The organism is Stenotrophomonas sp. GD04054 (assembly GCF_029836955.1).
Lineage (GTDB): Bacteria > Pseudomonadota > Gammaproteobacteria > Xanthomonadales > Xanthomonadaceae > Stenotrophomonas > Stenotrophomonas maltophilia_A.
The window spans coordinates 1-17585 of record NZ_JAOECR010000017.1; the positions used below are offsets into that span (position 1 = coordinate 1).

General features: G+C 66.9%; 13 protein-coding genes. 4 read left to right on the forward strand and 9 right to left on the reverse strand.

Annotated elements, in window-relative coordinates; translation table 11 throughout:
- Positions 1–416: 416 nt before the first annotated feature.
- Complete coding sequence (locus tag N7573_RS10160) at positions 417–1400, reverse strand: LysR family transcriptional regulator (RefSeq protein ID WP_024958695.1); 984 nt, start codon at positions 1398–1400, stop codon at positions 417–419.
- Positions 1401–1607: 207 nt separating this feature from the next.
- On the opposite strand from N7573_RS10160, the gene cysK reads away from it, so the two are divergent.
- Together cysK and N7573_RS10170 are read left to right on the forward strand one after the other, a co-directional pair.
- Positions 1608–2567, forward strand: a complete 960-nt coding sequence (gene cysK / locus N7573_RS10165; protein ID WP_032127874.1) for a cysteine synthase A — start codon at positions 1608–1610, stop codon at positions 2565–2567.
- 275 nt (positions 2568–2842) lie between these two features.
- Positions 2843–3442, forward strand: a complete 600-nt coding sequence (locus N7573_RS10170; protein ID WP_032127873.1) for an O-acetyl-ADP-ribose deacetylase — start codon at positions 2843–2845, stop codon at positions 3440–3442.
- A 91-nt stretch (positions 3443–3533) separates the two neighbouring features.
- Here N7573_RS10170 and N7573_RS10175 read toward each other — a convergent pair whose 3' ends face one another.
- The 8 genes from N7573_RS10175 to gap form a co-directional block, all read right to left on the reverse strand.
- On the reverse strand, positions 3534–4682 hold the full coding sequence (locus N7573_RS10175) for a hypothetical protein (RefSeq protein ID WP_032127872.1): 1149 nt from the start codon (positions 4680–4682) through the stop codon (positions 3534–3536).
- A gap of 129 nt (positions 4683–4811) precedes the next feature.
- Positions 4812–5816 (reverse strand): class I fructose-bisphosphate aldolase, encoded by a 1005-nt coding sequence (locus N7573_RS10180; RefSeq protein WP_010481439.1) that lies wholly within the window; start codon positions 5814–5816, stop codon positions 4812–4814.
- A gap of 196 nt (positions 5817–6012) precedes the next feature.
- Positions 6013–7479: a pyruvate kinase gene (gene pyk / locus N7573_RS10185; RefSeq protein WP_032127871.1), complete on the reverse strand. Its 1467-nt coding sequence runs from the start codon at positions 7477–7479 to the stop codon at positions 6013–6015.
- A 180-nt stretch (positions 7480–7659) separates the two neighbouring features.
- Positions 7660–8313 carry an HAD hydrolase-like protein gene (locus N7573_RS10190; RefSeq protein WP_279943145.1) on the reverse strand — a complete coding sequence of 218 codons (654 nt, stop codon included), beginning with the start codon at positions 8311–8313 and terminating at the stop codon, positions 7660–7662.
- Complete coding sequence (locus N7573_RS10195; protein ID WP_032127869.1) at positions 8310–9485, reverse strand: phosphoglycerate kinase; 1176 nt, start codon at positions 9483–9485, stop codon at positions 8310–8312. Before N7573_RS10195 ends, N7573_RS10190 begins: the two co-directional genes overlap by 4 nt.
- 714 nt (positions 9486–10199) lie before the next feature.
- Entirely contained in the window at positions 10200–11576 is a 1377-nt protein-coding gene (locus N7573_RS10200; RefSeq protein WP_279913827.1) for a DUF3999 domain-containing protein, read from the reverse strand.
- Positions 11573–14248, reverse strand: a complete 2676-nt coding sequence (locus tag N7573_RS10205; protein WP_279913828.1) for a DUF2339 domain-containing protein — start codon at positions 14246–14248, stop codon at positions 11573–11575. The genes N7573_RS10200 and N7573_RS10205 overlap by 4 nt, the downstream gene beginning before the upstream one ends.
- A gap of 125 nt (positions 14249–14373) precedes the next feature.
- A complete protein-coding gene (gene gap / locus N7573_RS10210) occupies positions 14374–15378 on the reverse strand; it encodes a type I glyceraldehyde-3-phosphate dehydrogenase (RefSeq protein ID WP_032127866.1) in 1005 nt (334 codons plus the stop codon).
- Positions 15379–15571: 193 nt separating this feature from the next.
- Here gap and N7573_RS10215 point away from each other — a divergent pair, with 193 nt between their 5' ends.
- Together N7573_RS10215 and N7573_RS10220 are read left to right on the forward strand one after the other, a co-directional pair.
- On the forward strand, positions 15572–16201 hold the full coding sequence (locus N7573_RS10215) for an OmpW family outer membrane protein (RefSeq protein ID WP_279943146.1): 630 nt from the start codon (positions 15572–15574) through the stop codon (positions 16199–16201).
- Positions 16202–16762: 561 nt separating this feature from the next.
- On the forward strand, positions 16763–17581 hold the full coding sequence (locus N7573_RS10220; protein ID WP_279912238.1) for a S1/P1 nuclease: 819 nt from the start codon (positions 16763–16765) through the stop codon (positions 17579–17581).
- The last annotated feature ends 4 nt before the right edge of the window (positions 17582–17585 follow it).

Consider the following 17585-nt stretch of genomic DNA (forward strand, 5'->3'; position numbering starts at 1 on the left):
CCATGGCGCTCACGCCCCCGCAACCGGACCCACCCCGCCTTCGACAGATCTCTGCGATCTGCAGTAGATCCACGCCATGCGTGGATGAATCTCCATCGGAATCGAATATTTCGAATTGGAATCGAAATGCATCCACGCATGGCGTGGATCTACCGTGTCGACCAAGGTCGACACCTACCAACAGCCGCCGGAATCTGTCAGAGGTGGGGCGGTGTGGGCAGGCAGGACCGTTGGCGCCATGGATGGCGCCATCGAGCCCCCATGGATGGGTTTACGGCGTGTCCTGCCTGCCCACACCGCCCCGCCATCCCACAGGAAACCCGCATTTGATGTTGATGTTGATGTTGCTTCTGAGGTTGCCGGCCAGCGGCCGGCACTACCGCGGGTGCAGGGCGGCACGCCCTGCTCGACCCACCTCACACCGTGATGGTCTGGGTCAATGACTCCCACGTCGGGGGCACCGGCCACGCGGCGGCCTGGTTGCCATCCAGCACCCTGCGCAGATCGCGCGGATCAATCTGCGGTGCCAGCACGTGCACCAGCTCCAGCGCGTAATCGCGCAGCACCCGGTCGCGCGGCAACACCGCCCAGGCAATGCACTCGCTGATCGGGTCCGGCGCCGGCCACGAGCGCAGGTCTTCGTCGTTGGAACTGACCGCCATCTCGGCCAGCAGGCCCACGCCCAGCCCGGTACGCACATAGGTCTTGATCAGGTCCGCATCGAGCGCGGTCAGCGCCAGGTCCGGCGCCAGGCCGTTTGCAGCGAAGGCGCGCTGCAACGAGGAATTCGGGCGGGTCGAGGATTCGTAGCTGATCAGCGGCTGCCGGGCCAACGCGGCCAGGTCCGGCGCGCGGCCGGCGCGGTCCAGCGGGTGCCCCTTGGGTACCACCACCAGGCGTCGCCAGCGGAACAGCGGCACCGCGATGCCATCGGTGGGCTCACTGCCGGCGGTGCTGATGATGGCGATATCCGCGTCACCCTGATTCAAGCGGTCCAGCGCGTCGGTTTCACCGGCCTGCTGCAGGTGCACGCTGACCTGCGGGTAGGCCTGCTTGATCGCTGCCACCGCCGGCGGCAGGACGAAGCGCGCCTGGGTGTGGGTGGTGGTCAGGATCAGCTGGCCCTGGCTCTCGCGGCGCTGGTTGGCCGCGTAGGTGCGGATGTTGTTGGCCTCGGCCAGCACCGCGCGGGCGCGGGCGATCACCTCGGTGCCGGCCGGGGTGACCGACTCCAGGCTGCGGCCCTTGCGCACGAACAACAGGAAGCCGAGCTCGTCCTCCAGCTGCTTGAGCTGCTTGGACAGGCCGGGCTGGGTGGCGTGCACGCGCGAGGCGGCCAGCGTGATGTTCAGCTCGGCGTCGGCGATGGCGACCAGGTAGCGCAGCTGGGTCAGCGTCATGGGAGGCGGGCGGCGTGGGGCGGAGGTCCACTCTAGGGTCAATTGCCGTCACCAGCTTATAACCAAAGGTTGTTTAAGAAAGGTATCTGGTCATTTCCGGGCGTCATATGCCGGCGCTACGGTCAGCCGGCAGCCGCTGGCCTGAACAGCCAGCCCTCCCCCTTCGCCCGCCGAAGCCCGGCGCGGCCCCGTTTCCGGAGCGCTTCCATGGCCCTGTACGACTCCATCCTCGATACCGTCGGCAACACCCCCATCGTCAGGCTGCAGCGCCTGGCGCCCGCGCAGGTCAGCGTCTACGCCAAGGTCGAGTCGTTCAACCCGGGCGGCTCTGTGAAGGACCGCCTGGCGCTGGCGATCATCCTCGACGCCGAAGCGCGTGGCCTGCTCAAGCCGGGCGACACCATCGTCGAGGCCACCTCGGGCAACACCGGCGTGGCACTGGCGATGGTCGCCGCCGCGCGTGGCTACAAGTTCGTGGCCACCATGGTCGAAACCTTCTCGGTGGAGCGCCGCAAGCTGATGCGCGCCTATGGTGCCAAGGTGATCCTGACCCCGGCCGCCGAGCGCGGCAGCGGCATGGTGCGCAAGGCGGCCGAACTGGCTGAGCAGCACGGCTGGTTCCTGGCCAGCCAGTTCGCCAACCCGGCCAACCCGGCCTATCACCGCAACACCACCGCTGCCGAGATCCTGCGCGACTTCGCCGGCAAGCGGCTGGACTACTTCGTCAGTGGCTGGGGCACAGGTGGCACGCTTACCGGCGTGGGCGAAGTGCTGAAGGTCGCGCGCCCGCAGACCCGCATCATCGCCACCGAACCGGCCGGTGCCGCACTGCTCAAGGGCGATGACTGGAAGCCGCACAAGATCCAGGGCTGGACCCCGGACTTCGTGCCGGACGTGCTCAACCGCGATGTGGTGGACGAACTGGTCTCGGTCGAAGATGACCGCGCGATCGCCACCGCGCGTCGCCTGGCTGCGGAGGAAGGCATCTTCGTCGGCATTTCCGCCGGCGCCACCGTGGCGAGCGCGCTGGACGTGGCCGCCCGCGCTGAACCGGGCTCGGTGATCCTGGCAATGCTGCCCGATACCGGCGAGCGCTATTTCTCCACACCGCTGTTCGCCGATGTGAATGAGGGTTCCGACGACGACTGGCTGGCCGGCCTGCCGTGATGCATTGGGTCGGATCCCTTTCCTGCAGGGAAAGGGCTCTGACCCGGTTTGCCAGAACCATGGATCGCAGGGGTCAGAACCTTTTCCGTGCGGGAAAAAGCTCTGAGCCCTTTCTGCTTCAGCCTGCGTGAAGGCGTCGCCCGCCATCGTGCGTGAAGGCCGTCGGATCGCAGCGCGTGAGACGGTCATGACGCAGTATCGATGCCCTGTCCCCTACCGTGGGAACAGCCGGCGCAGATGCTGCGCGGAACACCTCACAGGCAGGAGACGGACGCATGAAGATCGAAGTTTGGCAGGGCGATATCACGACCCTGGCGGTGGATGCGATCGTCAACGCGGCCAATGAAACACTGCTCGGCGGCGGCGGCGTCGACGGCGCGATCCATCGCGCGGCCGGGCCGGCATTGCTGGCCGAGTGCGAGCAGTTGCCGGAACTGCGTCCGGGCGTGCGTTGCCCGACCGGCGAAGTGCGCGCCACCGACGCTTACGCATTGCCTGCGCGGCATGTACTGCACACGGTGGGCCCGGTCTGGCACGACGGCCAGCGCGACGAACCGGCATTGCTGGCCAACTGCTACTGGAAATCGCTGCAGTTGGCCGAGTCGCTGGGCGTGAAGTCGATCGCCTTCCCGGCGATCAGCTGCGGTGTGTATGGCTATCCGCTGTACCAGGCCGCGCAGATCGCAGTGACGGAAACACTGGCGTGGCAGCGCAGCCATGCACAGCCGATGCGCATCGTGCTGGTGGCGTTCAACACTGCTACGGCGAAGGCCTACCAGCAGGCATTGAGCGCCGCGGGACAAAGCACGGACAACGAACCGCGTGGATCGATGCTGCCGCCTCTGGGCGATGCGGGCTTCGCCGCTGCGCACTGAACCGCAGCGCTTCCGGTAAAAGGAAAGGCCGGGCATTGCCCGGCCTTTCCCGTTGCGGCCTTGAGGTCATCCACGCTACGTGTGGATCACCTCAACGGCTGGCTGCTTCCACCGCAGCAGCGGCGTCATCGGCCACGGCAGCAGCGGCATCCGCAGCGGCGCGTGCGGCCGAGACGGCAGCACCGTCGGCGCTGGCACCTTCGACCTGCACGCGCACTTCCACCAGGCCCGCACCGTTGTTCAGGCTGGACACGTCGACGGTGTAGTGACCGGCCGGCAGCGTCTCTTCCAGGCGTGCATTGGTGCCATTGCCACCGTCGTCGTCGGTCAGCTCGACGGCGCCGCCGACCACGCGCAGCACGGTATCGACCTGGCTGGAAATCGCATCCAGGCGCACGTCGGCCGGACGATCCAGGGTCAGCAGGAAGCGGCGGCGGCCTTCGTTATCGAGCATGGTGTACGCGCTGCCCGACTTCGGCAGTGCCGTGCCATCGCGATCCACCAGGTTGCCTGGCAGCTCAATGCGGGTGGCCGACAGGGTGAACATGCCATTGACGCCGTCGCCGAGGCCGCGTGCAGTCAGGGTGTACTTGCCCGGCTTCAGCGAGAGGTTCAGGCGCGAGTTGGTGCTGTCGCCGCCATCATCGTTCTCGGCATCCACGCCCTGGCCGGACAGCTTCAGCACCGGATCGAAGACATCCGAGACCAGGCGGATCTCGTACAGGCCCGCCTTCTCCACCTGCAGGGTGTAGTCCTGCGAGTTGCTGGCCAGCATGTCGACGATCTCACCACTGCCCACCAGCGGCTTGCCGTCGTACGGCTTCAGCTTCTCGGCGCGCAGGCGGTACGGACCAAAGGCGCTCGGACCGTTGGCGTTGACCGCCACCTGGTAGGTGCCGCCACCGTTGGCACGGAAGGCCAGCGAGACATCGCCTTCGCGTTCGTAACCGGTATTGCTGGTGGACACCAGGCTGCCGTTGTTGAACACGGCAATCGAGCCGGTCAGTGCGCCGGTGAGCTTCAGGCCGACCAGTTCCCTGTCTTCCAGCTTGATCTGGTACAGCTGGTGATGGCTGCCGTCGTTGAAGTTGATGCCGCTGCGCGAGGTGATCTCGCCGGACACCGGCTTGTCGAAATCGAGCGACGCGGCCTTGCCTGCGTCACCACCGCCACCGATGCGGTTGCAACCGCCGGCGATCAGGACCGTGGCGACGGCCAGTGTGATTGCTGCCAAACGCATGTTTTTTCTCCTTGGCCTTCCATGTATGTCCCGCACACCGGCCCGGTGCGTGGGGGCGGAAAAGATACCCGCAAAAGCAAACGCCGGCGTGATGCCGGCGTTGCCCTGTTCATCCTGCGATGGGACGGATCAACCGTTCCACTTGCCCAGCGCGGCCAGGCCGTTGTCCTTGGCGCGCTCGTACACGGTCTTCTGGGCGGCAGCGTAGTTGCCCTTCATGTCCTTGGCCCACAGCTTCAGCGCGGCCTGCTGCATGGCGCGGCCGTAGGAGAAGCTCAGCGGCCACGGCAGGTTCCCCAGCTGGTTCATCGCGTTCAGATGCTCGGTGGACTGCTCGTCGCTCTGGCCACCGGACAGGAACACCACGCCCGGCAGGATGGCCGGCACGGTGCTCTTCAGGCACATCACGGTCGACTCGGCCACTTCCTCGACGTCGGCCTGCTCATCGCAGCCCTTGCCGGAGATGACCATCGAGGCCTTCAGGATGGTGCCTTCCAGCAGCACGTTCTGCTGGTACAGGGCATCGAACAGCGAACGCAGGGTGGCTTCGGTGACTTCGTAGCAGGTCTCGATGTCGTGGTCGCCGTCCATGATCACTTCCGGCTCGACCATCGGCACCAGGCCACATTCCTGGCACAGGGCGGCATAGCGGGCCAGCGCGTGGGCGTTGGACTCGATGCAGGTGCCCGACGGAATGCTTTCGCCGATGTTGATCACCGCACGCCACTTGGCGAAGCGCGCACCCAGCTTGTAGTACTCCTGCAGGCGCTCGCGCAGGCCGTCCAGGCCTTCGGTCACCAGCTCGCCCGGGCAGCCGGCCAGCGGGTGCGCACCCTTGTCCACCTTGATGCCCGGAATCATGCCGTGGTCGGCCATGTACTTGGCGAACGGCACGCCGTCCTTGGTCGACTGACGGATGGTTTCGTCAAACAGGATGGCGCCGGAAATGTGCTCGTTGAGCTTCGGCGTGGTCAGCAGCAGTTCGCGGTAGGCACGACGGTTCTCCTCGGTGTTCTCGATACCGACGCCTGCGAAACGCTTGGCGATGGTAGCGGTGGATTCGTCGATCGCGATGATGCCCTTGCCCGGGGCAACCATGGCCTGGGCGGTTTCAGCCAGCTGTTCGATGCTCATGTACTTCCTGTGGCGGGTGCGGGAAAAACGTAAGTATAGCCCCGCCGCCCGTTGCACCGACGTGCAGGGCAGTCTGGAAACGATTCCAATGTCCGCACCGGACAGACGATGTCCTGTTGCGCCGGGTCACGACCCCTTCAGGGATCTGACCCCGGGTCGGACCCGCGCAGCGGCTCCGACCCGGGGCCGCCTGGGTTTACAGATCGCCCAGGCCGCTGGCGCGGCCGTCTTCGCCCACTTCCAGCAGGCGCAGGGTGTTGGTCGCGCCCAGGGTTTCCATGTGCTCACCGCTGGTGAACACGACGCGGTCACCGGCCTGCAGCAGTTCGGCTTCCACCAGCAGGCGGATGCTGCCGCGTGCGGCTTCACGCGGGGTCAGGCCACGGCTGTCGAAGTTGATCGGGTAGACATCGCGCATCAGCGCCATCTGGCGGCGTGCACCGTCGTGGCGGGTGACCGCGAACACCGGCGCCTTGGCGCGGAAACGCGACAGGTAGCGGGCGGTGCCACCGGATTCGGTCATCGCCACGATCGCGCGCACGCCCACGTGCTGCGACAGGAACATGGTGGCCATGGCAATGGCCTGGTCGGCACGTTCCAGGTTGCGCGGCGAGGCGTTGAAGTCGGTCTCGGTCTGGAACTGGCGCTCTGCACCCAGGCAGATGCGCGCCATCGCTTCCACGGCCTTGACCGGCCAGGCACCGGCAGCGGTCTCGGCCGACAGCATCACCGCGTCGGTACCGTCGATGACCGAGTTGGCCACGTCCAGCACTTCGGCACGGGTCGGGATCGGGCTTTCGACCATCGACTGCAGCATCTGCGTGGCGGTGATGACCACCTTGTTCTGCGCCAGCGAGGCCTTGATGATCTTCTTCTGCAGGCCCGGCAGTTCGGCATCGCCGATTTCCACGCCAAGGTCGCCACGGGCCACCATCACCACGTCGCTGGCCTCGACGATCTCTTCCAGGTTCTCGATCGCCTCGGTGCGCTCGATCTTCGACACCAGCGCGGCATCGCAGCCGTGCGAGCGGGCGATCTCACGCGCGTCGTTCATGTCCTGCGCATTGCGGCAGAACGACACGGCAATGAAGTCGACACCGATCTTGGCGACGATGCCGATCAGTTCCTTGTCGCGCTCGGTCAGCGCGCCCAGCGACAGGCCGCCGCCCTGCTTGTTCAGGCCCTTGCGGTCGGACAGCACACCGTCGTTCAGTACGGTGTTGATGATGCGTTCGCCCTGCACTTCCACCACCTGCAGCTGCATCAGGCCGTCGTCGAGCAGCAGCACATCGCCCGGACCCACGTCCTGCGGCAGGCCGAGGTAGCTCACGCCCACCTGGGTGGCGTCACCCGGGCCGGCGCTGGTGCTGGCGATCAGGTCGAAGCGGTTGCCCGCCTTCAGCTGTACCTTGCCTTCGGCGAAGCGCTCGATGCGGATCTTCGGGCCCGGCAGGTCGGCCAGGATGCCGACTTCCACGCCCACGCGGGCCGCGGCAGCGCGCACTTCGGCAGCACGCTTGGCCTGGCCGGAGGGATCGCCATGGCTGAAGTTCAGGCGTACCACGTTGACGCCGGCGCGGAACAGATCCTCCAGCACGCCCGGCGGATCAGTGGCCGGACCGAGGGTGGCAAGGATCTTGGTGCGACGCTGACGCTCGAACATGGTGAATGGGCCTCTCCCGATAAAGAACGGAAATTAGCACATCCTTCACGCCGCATGTATACGGTTACAGCCTTGTGCTGCCTGACTTCGCGGGTCATGGAACGGACATCACCCGGACATACGCTGGCGCAGGGTGGTGGTGGCGCCGGGCGTGGCCCGGCGCTACCGATCAACGGTGCATCACGCCAGCAGCGTTTCCAGCTGCGCCGGTTCACGGGCCAGCTGCCCGGCACCGGCTTCGGTGAGTTCGGCCTCACCGCCGAAGCCCCACAACACACCGACGCTGCGCACGCCATGGTGACGCGCGCCTTCAATGTCCATGCGGCGGTCGCCGATCATCCAGCACTGCGCGGGCTGCACCTGCAGCCGACGCAGCGCCTCACCGACCAGTTCCGGCTTGTGGCTGCGCGAGCCATCGAGGGTTGAACCGACGATCTCCTCGAACAGCCCACCGAACGGCAGGTGGGCAAGGATGCGGCGCGCGTGCGGCTCGTTCTTGGCAGTGACCACCGCCAGGCGATGGCCACGACCATGCAGCGTGCGAAGGGTGTCTTCCACCTGCGGGTACACCGTGTGCTCGCGCCAGCCCTCGACGTCGAAGCGCTCACGGTAGTAGCCCACCGCCTGTTCCACCCGCGCCGGTTCACCGAACAGCGGCGCGAAGGTGGTGCGCAGTGACGGACCGATCCAGCCCAGCAGGGTCTCCTGCGGTGGCACCGGATGGTCCATCTTCTGCAGCGCATAGGCGATGCAGGCGGTGATACCCACCTGCGAATCGATCAGCGTGCCGTCGAGGTCGAAGAACAGGACATCCTTGCTGCGGTCGGCACTCATGCGCCGCGCGCGTCGAGTGCGGCCACCGCCGGCAGGGTCTTGCCTTCCAGGAATTCCAGGAACGCACCGCCACCGGTGGAGATGTAGCTGACCTGCTGGGCGATATCGAACTTGTCGACCGCGGCCAGGGTGTCGCCGCCACCGGCGATGGAGAATGCCGGCGAACTGGCGATGGCACGGGCCAGCGCTTCGGTGCCCTTGCTGAAGGCCTCGAATTCGAACACACCGACCGGACCGTTCCAGACCACGGTACCGGCCTTCCCGATCAGCTGCGCGTACTGCGCCGCGGTCTGCGGGCCGATGTCCAGGATCAGGTCGTCTTCGGCAACGGCGTCGACCGCCTTCACTTCGGCAACCGCGTCCGGCATGAACTGCTTGGCGGTGACCACGTCCACCGGCAGCGGGATATCGGCGCCACGCGCCTTGGCATCGGCCACGATCTTCTTCGCGGTGTCCAGCAGGTCCGGCTCGTACAGCGACTTGCCGACGTTGTAGCCGGCGGCAGCGATGAAGGTGTTGGCGATGCCACCACCGACGATCAGCTGATCGACCTTGCCGACCAGGTTGGCCAGCAGTTCCAGCTTGGTGCTGACCTTGCTGCCGGCGACGATGGCCAGCAGCGGCTTGGCCGGTGCATCCAGCGCCTGCGCCAGCGCGTCCAGTTCGGCCATCAGCAACGGGCCACCGGCAGCGACCGGGGCGAAGCGGATGACGCCATGGGTCGAGGCCTGCGCACGGTGCGCGGTGCCGAAGGCATCCATCACGAACACATCGCACAGGGCGGCGTACTTCTTCGACAGGGCTTCATCGTCCTTGCCCTCGCCGACATTCATGCGGCAGTTTTCCAGCAGCACCAGCTGGCCCGGCTGCACGTCGACACCGTCGACCCAGTCGCGCACCAGCGGAACCTCGCGACCGAGCAGCTCGGACAGGCGCTGGGCCACCGGCGCCAGCGAATCGGCTTCACTCCACACGCCTTCCTTCGGGCGCCCCAGGTGTGAGGTGACCATCACCGCCGCGCCCTGCTCCAGCGCGCGCTTGAGCGTCGGCAGCGAAGCGGTGATGCGCTGTTCGGAGGTGATGCGGCCATTCTCGATCGGCACGTTCAGATCCTGGCGGATCAGCACGCGCTTGCCGGAGAGGTCGAGGTCGGTCATGCGGACGATGGACATGGGCAACTCTTTGGCTCAGGGACGGGATGCCGGGGTACGGCAGACGGCCATTGTATCGGGTGCGGGTGGTGGGAGGGCCGATGCCTGCGGCAGGCAGAGGCGCACAGCAACTGCAACAGCTACGGCAACGGCCAAAGCGCTGGCGCTTCGTGATGCTGGGGCTGGGCCGGGGTAGTGTGGGCTGGCAGGGGACGCCGTGGATCCGTCCCTGGAGGCTTGGCAGCCGCTTGCTCGTGTGCGCTGTCCTGCGCACACGGCAAGACCGGGGTTGGCCGTCCTGCCCAACCCGCCCGAGGCATGCCTCGGGCCCATGCGGCTGACACCCCTGCCAGCCCACACTACCCCGGCCTCGACAGGTTCATGAGGTGACGCGGATGGCAAAGGCGGAAGCAAGAGCGGCTTCTGGTGTCGGGAAAAAAATGAAGAGCCGAGCATGGGCTCGGCTCTACAAGGAGCGCGCAGCCAAGCCGCTTTTGCTTTTGCTCTTCTTTTTTCTCTTCCGTGGGTGGACGCACCCGGAAACTGTCAGAGGCCGGGCGGGGTGGGTTCGCGGGGGTGTCCGTCGCATGGATGCGGCGGCCAAGCCTACAAGGACGTACTTGCGGCGTCCCCCGCGAACCCACCCCGCCCGGCCAAGCGCAGCTTTGCAGTCGAGCAAGCTCGACTCTACCGACGCTACGGCCACCCACGAGGGGCTGCGCCGTTCGCCGGAACCTACGCCGAAGGCGCAGGCTTCTGCCGAAGCAGACTGACCGCCAGGCCGCCAACAACCAACACGCCCAGCCCCAACAACGCCCACAACAGCCACGACTTCCAGCCGTGCTGCGGCTTCAACGCCGCATCGCCGGCCAGCGGTTCCGGGCTGCCCTCCAGGCGCGCCAGCGTCGGCTGCCACGACGGATCATTGCGCTGCCGCAGCTCCTCGATCAGCACACCGATCGGCGCCTCCATCCGGCGCGCAGTCGAGCTGCCCACCGCCAGCGCATACGGCGCCGCGCCCTGGCTCAGGAACACCAGCACTTCCGGCTGATAACCCAGACGCAGGGTTGGAGCCGTCGCCGTTTCAGCCGGATTTGCTACCAGCTTCCAGTAACGATCCCGATGCACGCCGCCCAGCGGCTGCGCGGCCGATTGCTGACGCTGGCCCTGCGCGCCCTGCTGCAGCTGATAGGCAATCCACGGTGCACTACGGCGCTGCCATTCCGCGCTCTCGTCATCGCGGCTGAACAATGTCCACTGCACCAGGCTGTTGTCGGTGCTGGCCACGTCAGCACGCGCCGCCGGGAAGCGGCCATCCATCTCGAAGGTGTATTCGCCCTTGCGCTTCGAGGTCGGTTCCAGCGACAACCACTCCCACGGCAGTGTGGCCGGTGCCGGCGGCAGCTCGGCCAGTACGCTGCGCAGCGTTGGCAGACGGGCATCGCCCTGCGCCAGCACACGCAGATAGCGCGCTTCACCATCCACCTGCAGACGGCGCTGGAGCAGGCGCTTGCCGGCGCGCTGCAGATCCACCAGCGGAATGTCGCGGCCAATCGCACGCCAGTGCTGCAGGTCGTCGCTGACGTCCAGCTGCACCTGTGCCTGCAACGGCTGGCCACTATCCGCCCAATCCAGCACCAGTGCCGCCAATGGTTGCTGGCCGAGCACGCTGGCATCGATCAGCCAACCGCCCTGCCCGTTCGCTACCGCACCACCACCCACACGCGCCTCGACCCGGCGTACGCGACCATCGGTATCGCGCTCGGTCAGCAACTGCAGGTCGTTGCGCTGCGCTTCGGCCAGCGGCGGCAACGCGAACCACGGCAGCTCACGCTGCACCGGCGGCTGTGCCAGCGGCTGGTCCGGCGCCAGCAATGCCGACGGCAACGATTGGCCGGCGGCATTGAACACCTGCACATCGCCCAGGTCCGCACTACCGGCGCGACGGTAGATCGCCGGTTCCAGCACGACACGGTAGGCACCCGATTGTGCGCTGGACAACGTCAGCGGCCACTGCTCGGCGTACTGGGTACGGTAATCGGCGGCCTGTGCGGTGACGGCGGCCAGCATGCCGAACATCGCCGGCAGCAGCGCCCTGCTCCACGTCTTCATTGTTTTTCCTCCACGGTCGGCGCCGCGCTCGGCGGTGCCGGTGCCAGATAACCCACGACCGTGCACAGCAGGCCGTAGGCGATGAACGATGCGATGCCCAGCAGGTTGCCCAGGTGCTGGCGATCGACGATGACCAGCTTGGCCAGCACCACGCCCATCAGCACGGCACCGACCATCCACAACACGCGCTGGCCGCGGCGCGAGCCCCACACCCAGGCAATCACGCCGAGCACGCTCCACAGCACGGTCAGGCTGGTCTGCGCCAGGCTGAAGCGCATCATCGACGCGTTCCAGGACAGGCCGCCCCACTGATGCACGCCATGCAGCACAACGCTGGTCAGCGCGACGAAGGTTGCCAGTGACAGCAGCGGCATGCGGATACCCAGCAGCGCCTGCGGCGCCTGATCGCTGTACAGCCAACGCGCCAGCAGCAGCAGGCTCAGCCACTGCCCGATCTCCGCCGGATTCAGCACCGGCAGCCACAGCAGCGGCGCAGCATCGCCCGGCAGCAGCTGGCCGGACAGCCAGCCGATCGACAACAGGCCGAACAGCACGCACTGCAGCGGCTGGCGCACGCGATCGAACGCTGCACCCAGCGGCCAGCGCAGCGCATTCCAGCGCCACAGCGACAGCGCCGCCATCAGCAGCCACGGCAGCGTCACCAGCAACGTGGTCCAGCCCTGTGCCAGCCCGGCTTCACCACCGCCCCACAGGGCCAGCAGCGAAAGCAGCGACGGCCACAGCAGCCACCACAGGAACTGCGCGATGCGTGCCACGGTATTGCCGCCCTGGCGCAGGCACAGCAGCGTGCGCACGCCCAGCACCGCGAACACCGCCCAGGCCAGCGCGCCGTAGCCGGCGAACGGCTGATGGTGCGCGTCGCTCTGTATCAGCGCCAGTGGGAAGCCCAGCGCCAGCATCGCGAGTGCGGTCACCCCCAGCGCACGCGCCGGCTGGCGCCGCTGTACTTCGGCGGCCAGCCATGCGGTAACGGCAGCCAGCACCAGCAGTGCATCCACTTCGGTGCGGTACGGGAAGAACCGGGTGATCTCGTGCACCAGGCCACCCAACCACCACAGCAGGCCCCACAGGTAGTAGACCAGGGCAATCTCGTGGCGCTGCCTGCGCTGGTAGCTCCAGGCCGACGCGAAGCCGGCAACGGCCAGCAGCAGTGCACCGATCGCGGTCGGGTTGAGCAGGAAGCGCAGGTCCTCATGCCAGTGATCGCCACCGGCCACGAAAGCGAACGCCGCGCCCATCTGCAACAACGCACCGGACACCTGCGGCAGCCAGCGCTTCTGGCGCAGGCCCAGCCAGGCCAGGCCTGCACCTTCCAGCGCGAACACCGCGCCGGTGGCACGCGCCGACAAGGCCAGCGGCACCGCCAGCGTGGCGAAGCCCACCGCCAGCACCGCATGCGACTGCGCCAGCACGGTGTACGACGCGCGCCCAATCAGTGCCCGCGCCAGTACGGCGTAGATCGCCGCCAGGCCCAGTGCGCACAGCGCCAGCGTCATCGGCTGCTCGTGCAGCATGCCGGCCTGCAGCGAGAAGGCGACCAAGGGCGTACCGAACACCAGGCTGCCGTCGACCAGGTCACGCCGCCCGGCGGGCTGCCGGCGTGCGTACAGCAGCGGGATCAGCAGGTAGAAGGCGAAGAACAGCAGCAGGAACGGCTCGGTGCTGCTGAACTTGTCCGGCGCGTACTGCAGCACGCCCCAGAACGTACCGATGCCGAAGGTGAAGGCGAAGCCCAGCAGGTTCAGCGCGCGCCACGGCCGGAACCAGGCAATGGCGAAGATGCCGGCGTTGAGCACCGCGTAGTAGCTGAACAACCCCACGTGGTTGCCGCTGCCGGTGGACAGCCACAGCGGTGCCATGAAGCCTGCGAGGATGCCCAGCACCGCCAGCGTGCGCGAGTTCTGCACCACCGCCAGCACACACAGCCCGGCCACCAGCGCGATCGAACTGGCAAAGGCAAACCCGGGGTTGAGCAGCTCGAACCGCTTGAACGCGGCGAAGATGGTCAGCAGCAGCACGCCGATGGCACCGCCCTGCAGCGCCAGTGCGAACAAGCGCCGGCGCTCGCGCTGATGCCAGCCGAACGCCAGCAGGCCCAGCGCACCCACGGTGACACCGGCCAGGCGCAGCTCGATCGGCAGCACCAGCCAGCCCTGGTCACTGACGTACTTCAACAGCGCGGCAACACCGGCCAGCAGCACCAGCATGCCGATCTTGACCGGCACATTGCCCTCGGTGAACCAGCGCTTGACCGCTCCGATGCCGCGCTCGATGAAGTTCGGCAGCGTCGGTTCGGAAGGCAACGGCGGCTGCACTGGCACGGGTGGCACCGGCGGTGGTGCGACCGGGCGCGGCGCCTCCACTGCCGCAGGCACCGGTTCGTGCACCGGCGGCGGCGTTGGCTGGGGGGGAGGCGGCGCGGCAGCCGCCACCGGCCGCAGGAACGGTGGATCGGCACTGGCCGCAGGCATGGGCGCAGCCCGTTCCGGCGCAGGCTCGGCTGCAGCCGGGCGGGCGGTCGGCGCGGCGGCCAAGGCACCTTCCAGCGCGGCCACACGACGGCGCAGGCCGGCAATCATCACCAGCGCTACCACCAGCAGCAGCGGGATGGCCAGCAGAACCAGTACCACCAGGGCTATCAATGCTTCCATTGCATGCTTCCATTGCAATCCCGCGCCCCAGCGGCAGCGGTCGACCGCCCCATGCTACGACAGGGCTGGCCCCATAAACGACGAACCCCGGCCAGGCCGGGGTCCGCGTGCGATCTTGGCCAGCCTTACTTGGCGGCGACGACCTTGGCCATTTCCAGGCACTTGTTCGAGTAGCCCCACTCGTTGTCGTACCAGGTGACCAGCTTGACGAAGGTGCCGTCCAGGGCGATGCCGGCTTCGGCGTCGAACACCGAGGTGCAGGTCTCGCCGCGGAAATCGGTGGCCACGACCTTGTCTTCGGTGTAGCCCAGGATGCCCTTCAGCGGGCCTTCGCTCTGTGCCTTCACTTCAGCGCAGATCTCGGCGTAGGTGGCTTCCTTTTCCAGCTCGACGGTCAGGTCGACCACCGACACGTCCGAGGTCGGGACACGGAAGCTCATGCCGGTCAGCTTCTTGTTCAGTTCCGGGATGACCACGCCGACGGCCTTGGCCGCACCGGTGGACGACGGAATGATGTTCTCCAGGATGCCGCGGCCACCACGCCAGTCCTTGTTGGACGGGCCATCGACGGTCTTCTGGGTAGCGGTAGCCGCATGCACGGTGGTCATCAGGCCACGCTTGATGCCCCACTTGTCATTGATGACCTTGGCCAGCGGGGCCAGGCAGTTGGTGGTGCACGACGCGTTGGAGACGATCGCCTGGCCGGCGTAGGTCTTGTCGTTCACGCCGTAGACGAACATCGGGGTGTCGTCCTTCGACGGGGCCGACATGATGACCTTCTTGGCGCCGGCATCGATGTGCTTCTGCGCGGTTTCCTTGGTCAGGAACAGGCCGGTGGATTCGATCACCACGTCCACGTCCACTTCGTTCCACTTCAGGTTGGCCGGGTCGCGTTCCTGGGTCAGGCGGATCTTCTTGCCGTTGACCAGCAGGTCGTTGCCCTGCACCGCCACGTCAGCCTTGAAACGGCCGTGCACGGAGTCGTACTTGAGCATGTACGCCAGATAGTCCGGCTCCAGCAGATCGTTGATGGCCACGATTTCGATGTCGTCGCCGAAGTTCAGCACCGCCGAGCGCAGGACGTTACGCCCGATGCGACCGAAACCGTTGATACCAACCTTGATTGCCATGTTCTCAAGCTCCTGCGGCCGCGACGGGTGCGGCGGGATGGATAGGGCCCACAAGTCTAGCAAACCGGGGCTGGCCACCGCCGGCCAGCCCCGGCAGGCAGCAGGCCGGCGGACAGGATTTGATCCGGATCAAAGCGTTAGCGCGATGTGAGGCCGAGACTGGCCGCATCCACCCAGCAACGAGATCCCCCCCATGCGCAAGACCTCCCCCCTGATCGTGGCCAGCCTGGCCGCCGCCCTGTCCCTCGTCGCCGCCCCGGCCATGGCCCAGTCCAAGGGCGACTGGACCCTCTCCGCCGGCGTGCACCAGGTGGCCCCGAAGTCGAACAACGGCTGGCTGGCCAACCACACCCTGAAGGTCGACGTCGACAACGACGTCAAGCCGACCATCACCGGTGAGTACTTCATCGCCGACAACCTGGGCATCGAAGTGCTGGCCGCGCTGCCGTTCAAGCACGACATCAACATCAACGGCCTGGGCCGCGTGGGCAGCACCAAGCAGCTGCCGCCGGTGGTGACCGTGCAGTACCACTTCAACAGCAAGGGCAAGGTGTCGCCGTTCATCGGTGCGGGCGTGAACTACACGACTTTCTTCAGCGAAGACACCACCGGTGCGCTGAAGGACAGCCGCCTGAAGCTGCAGGATTCGTGGGGCCTGGCCGCGCATGCGGGCGTGGACTTCGCGATCGGCGAGAAGGGCGCACTGCGCGTGGACATGCGCTGGATCGACATCGACAGCAAGGTGAAGTTGAACGGCGAGAAGATCGGCACGGTCAACATCGATCCGCTGGTCTACGGCGCTTCGTACGTCTTCAAGTTCTAAAGCGGTGTGTTGAGTGCGGGGGCTTCGCCCCCGCTCCCCCGCTACACGCAAAACCCTCGCAGCATGTTGCCCCGGTGATTGCCGGGGCTTTTTTGTTCCTGGGACTGAAGCGGTTTCGGAGCTGGGGCGAGGCGGGGAGCAGAGCCGGGACACGCCGTTAACCCATCCATGGGGGCTCGATGGCGCCATCCATGGCGCCAACGGTCCCGGCTCTGCTCCCCGCCTCGCCCCTTCCCATCACTGCGCGCGTGCCAGCTCAAGCAAAGGCAAGAGCAGAACCCGTGCATCCGAGGCGCAATGATTGCCTGTAATTGCAGGAGGCCGATTCTGATCCTGCATTTGTTTTTGATGTTGCCTTTGACGTTTGCATCCGCCTCCGCGGCCAAGTTGGATGGGGGCTGCAGGGGCAGGCGCTGCGGGACCGTCCGCGGCATGGATGCCGCGGCCGAGCTTACAGGGACGTACTTGCAGCGTGTCCCGCAGCGCCAGCCCCTGCAGCCAGCCCCCAGCAGACAGGAACGCGCCGCTCTTCAATCCACCTACCCCCGCTAGAATGTGCGCATGAAAGCCCTGCACTCCCTGTTCCTCGCCGCCGCCCTGGCGCCGGCCCTGCTGTCCGTCTCCGCCCCCGCCCATGCCTGGGGCGCGCAAGGCCACCGTCTGGTCGCCGAAGTCGCCGACGTCCGCCTCAACCCCACCGCCCGCGCCGAAGTGGACCGCCTGCTGGCCACCGAACCGGATGCCACGCTGGCCAGCATCGCGCCGTGGGCCGACCAGCTGCGCGCCAAAGACCCGGGCCTGGGCCGTCGCTCGGCCGGCTGGCACTACGTCAACATCGCCGAAGACAACTGCCACTACGAAGCACCGAAGCACTGCAAGAACGGCAACTGCATCGTCGAGGCCCTGAAGGCACAGAGCGCCATCCTCGGCGACCGCAGCCTGACCGACGGCGAGCGCCTGCAGGCGCTGAAGTTCGTCGTGCACCTGGTCGGCGACATCCACCAGCCGATGCACGCCGGTTACGCCCACGACAAGGGCGGCAACGACTTCCAGCTGCAGTTCGGCAACCGCGGTACCAACCTGCACTCGCTGTGGGACAGCGGCATGCTCAACACCCGCAAGCTGGACGACGCCGGCTATCTCCCGCTGCTGCAGAGCCAGCGCGCGCCGAAGCTGGCGCGCCAGTCCAACCCGCAGCGCGACCCGCAGACGTGGGCCGAAGCCAGCTGCCGCATTTCCATGCAAGCTGGCGTTTATCCGGCCACGCGTAAAATCGGTGACGAATACACCGAGCGCTACCGGCCGCTGGCCGAAGCGCAGCTGCGACTGGCCGGTGAGAACCTGGCGCAGTTGCTGAACCGCGTGCTCGGCACGCGCTGAGGAG

Bases quoted from the DNA above. Each gene is read 5' to 3' on its own strand.
- N7573_RS10160 (WP_024958695.1), bottom strand. From the start codon at position 1,400: ATGACGCTGACCCAGCTGCGCTACCTGGTCGCCATCGCCGACGCCGAG.
- cysK (WP_032127874.1), top strand. From the start codon at position 1,608: ATGGCCCTGTACGACTCCATCCTCGATACCGTCGGCAACACCCCCATC.
- N7573_RS10170 (WP_032127873.1), top strand. From the start codon at position 2,843: ATGAAGATCGAAGTTTGGCAGGGCGATATCACGACCCTGGCGGTGGAT.
- N7573_RS10175 (WP_032127872.1), bottom strand. From the start codon at position 4,682: ATGCGTTTGGCAGCAATCACACTGGCCGTCGCCACGGTCCTGATCGCC.
- N7573_RS10180 (WP_010481439.1), bottom strand. From the start codon at position 5,816: ATGAGCATCGAACAGCTGGCTGAAACCGCCCAGGCCATGGTTGCCCCG.
- pyk (WP_032127871.1), bottom strand. From the start codon at position 7,479: ATGTTCGAGCGTCAGCGTCGCACCAAGATCCTTGCCACCCTCGGTCCG.
- N7573_RS10190 (WP_279943145.1), bottom strand. From the start codon at position 8,313: ATGAGTGCCGACCGCAGCAAGGATGTCCTGTTCTTCGACCTCGACGGC.
- N7573_RS10195 (WP_032127869.1), bottom strand. From the start codon at position 9,485: ATGTCCATCGTCCGCATGACCGACCTCGACCTCTCCGGCAAGCGCGTG.
- N7573_RS10200 (WP_279913827.1), bottom strand. From the start codon at position 11,576: ATGAAGACGTGGAGCAGGGCGCTGCTGCCGGCGATGTTCGGCATGCTG.
- N7573_RS10205 (WP_279913828.1), bottom strand. From the start codon at position 14,248: ATGGAAGCATTGATAGCCCTGGTGGTACTGGTTCTGCTGGCCATCCCG.
- gap (WP_032127866.1), bottom strand. From the start codon at position 15,378: ATGGCAATCAAGGTTGGTATCAACGGTTTCGGTCGCATCGGGCGTAAC.
- N7573_RS10215 (WP_279943146.1), top strand. From the start codon at position 15,572: ATGCGCAAGACCTCCCCCCTGATCGTGGCCAGCCTGGCCGCCGCCCTG.
- N7573_RS10220 (WP_279912238.1), top strand. From the start codon at position 16,763: ATGAAAGCCCTGCACTCCCTGTTCCTCGCCGCCGCCCTGGCGCCGGCC.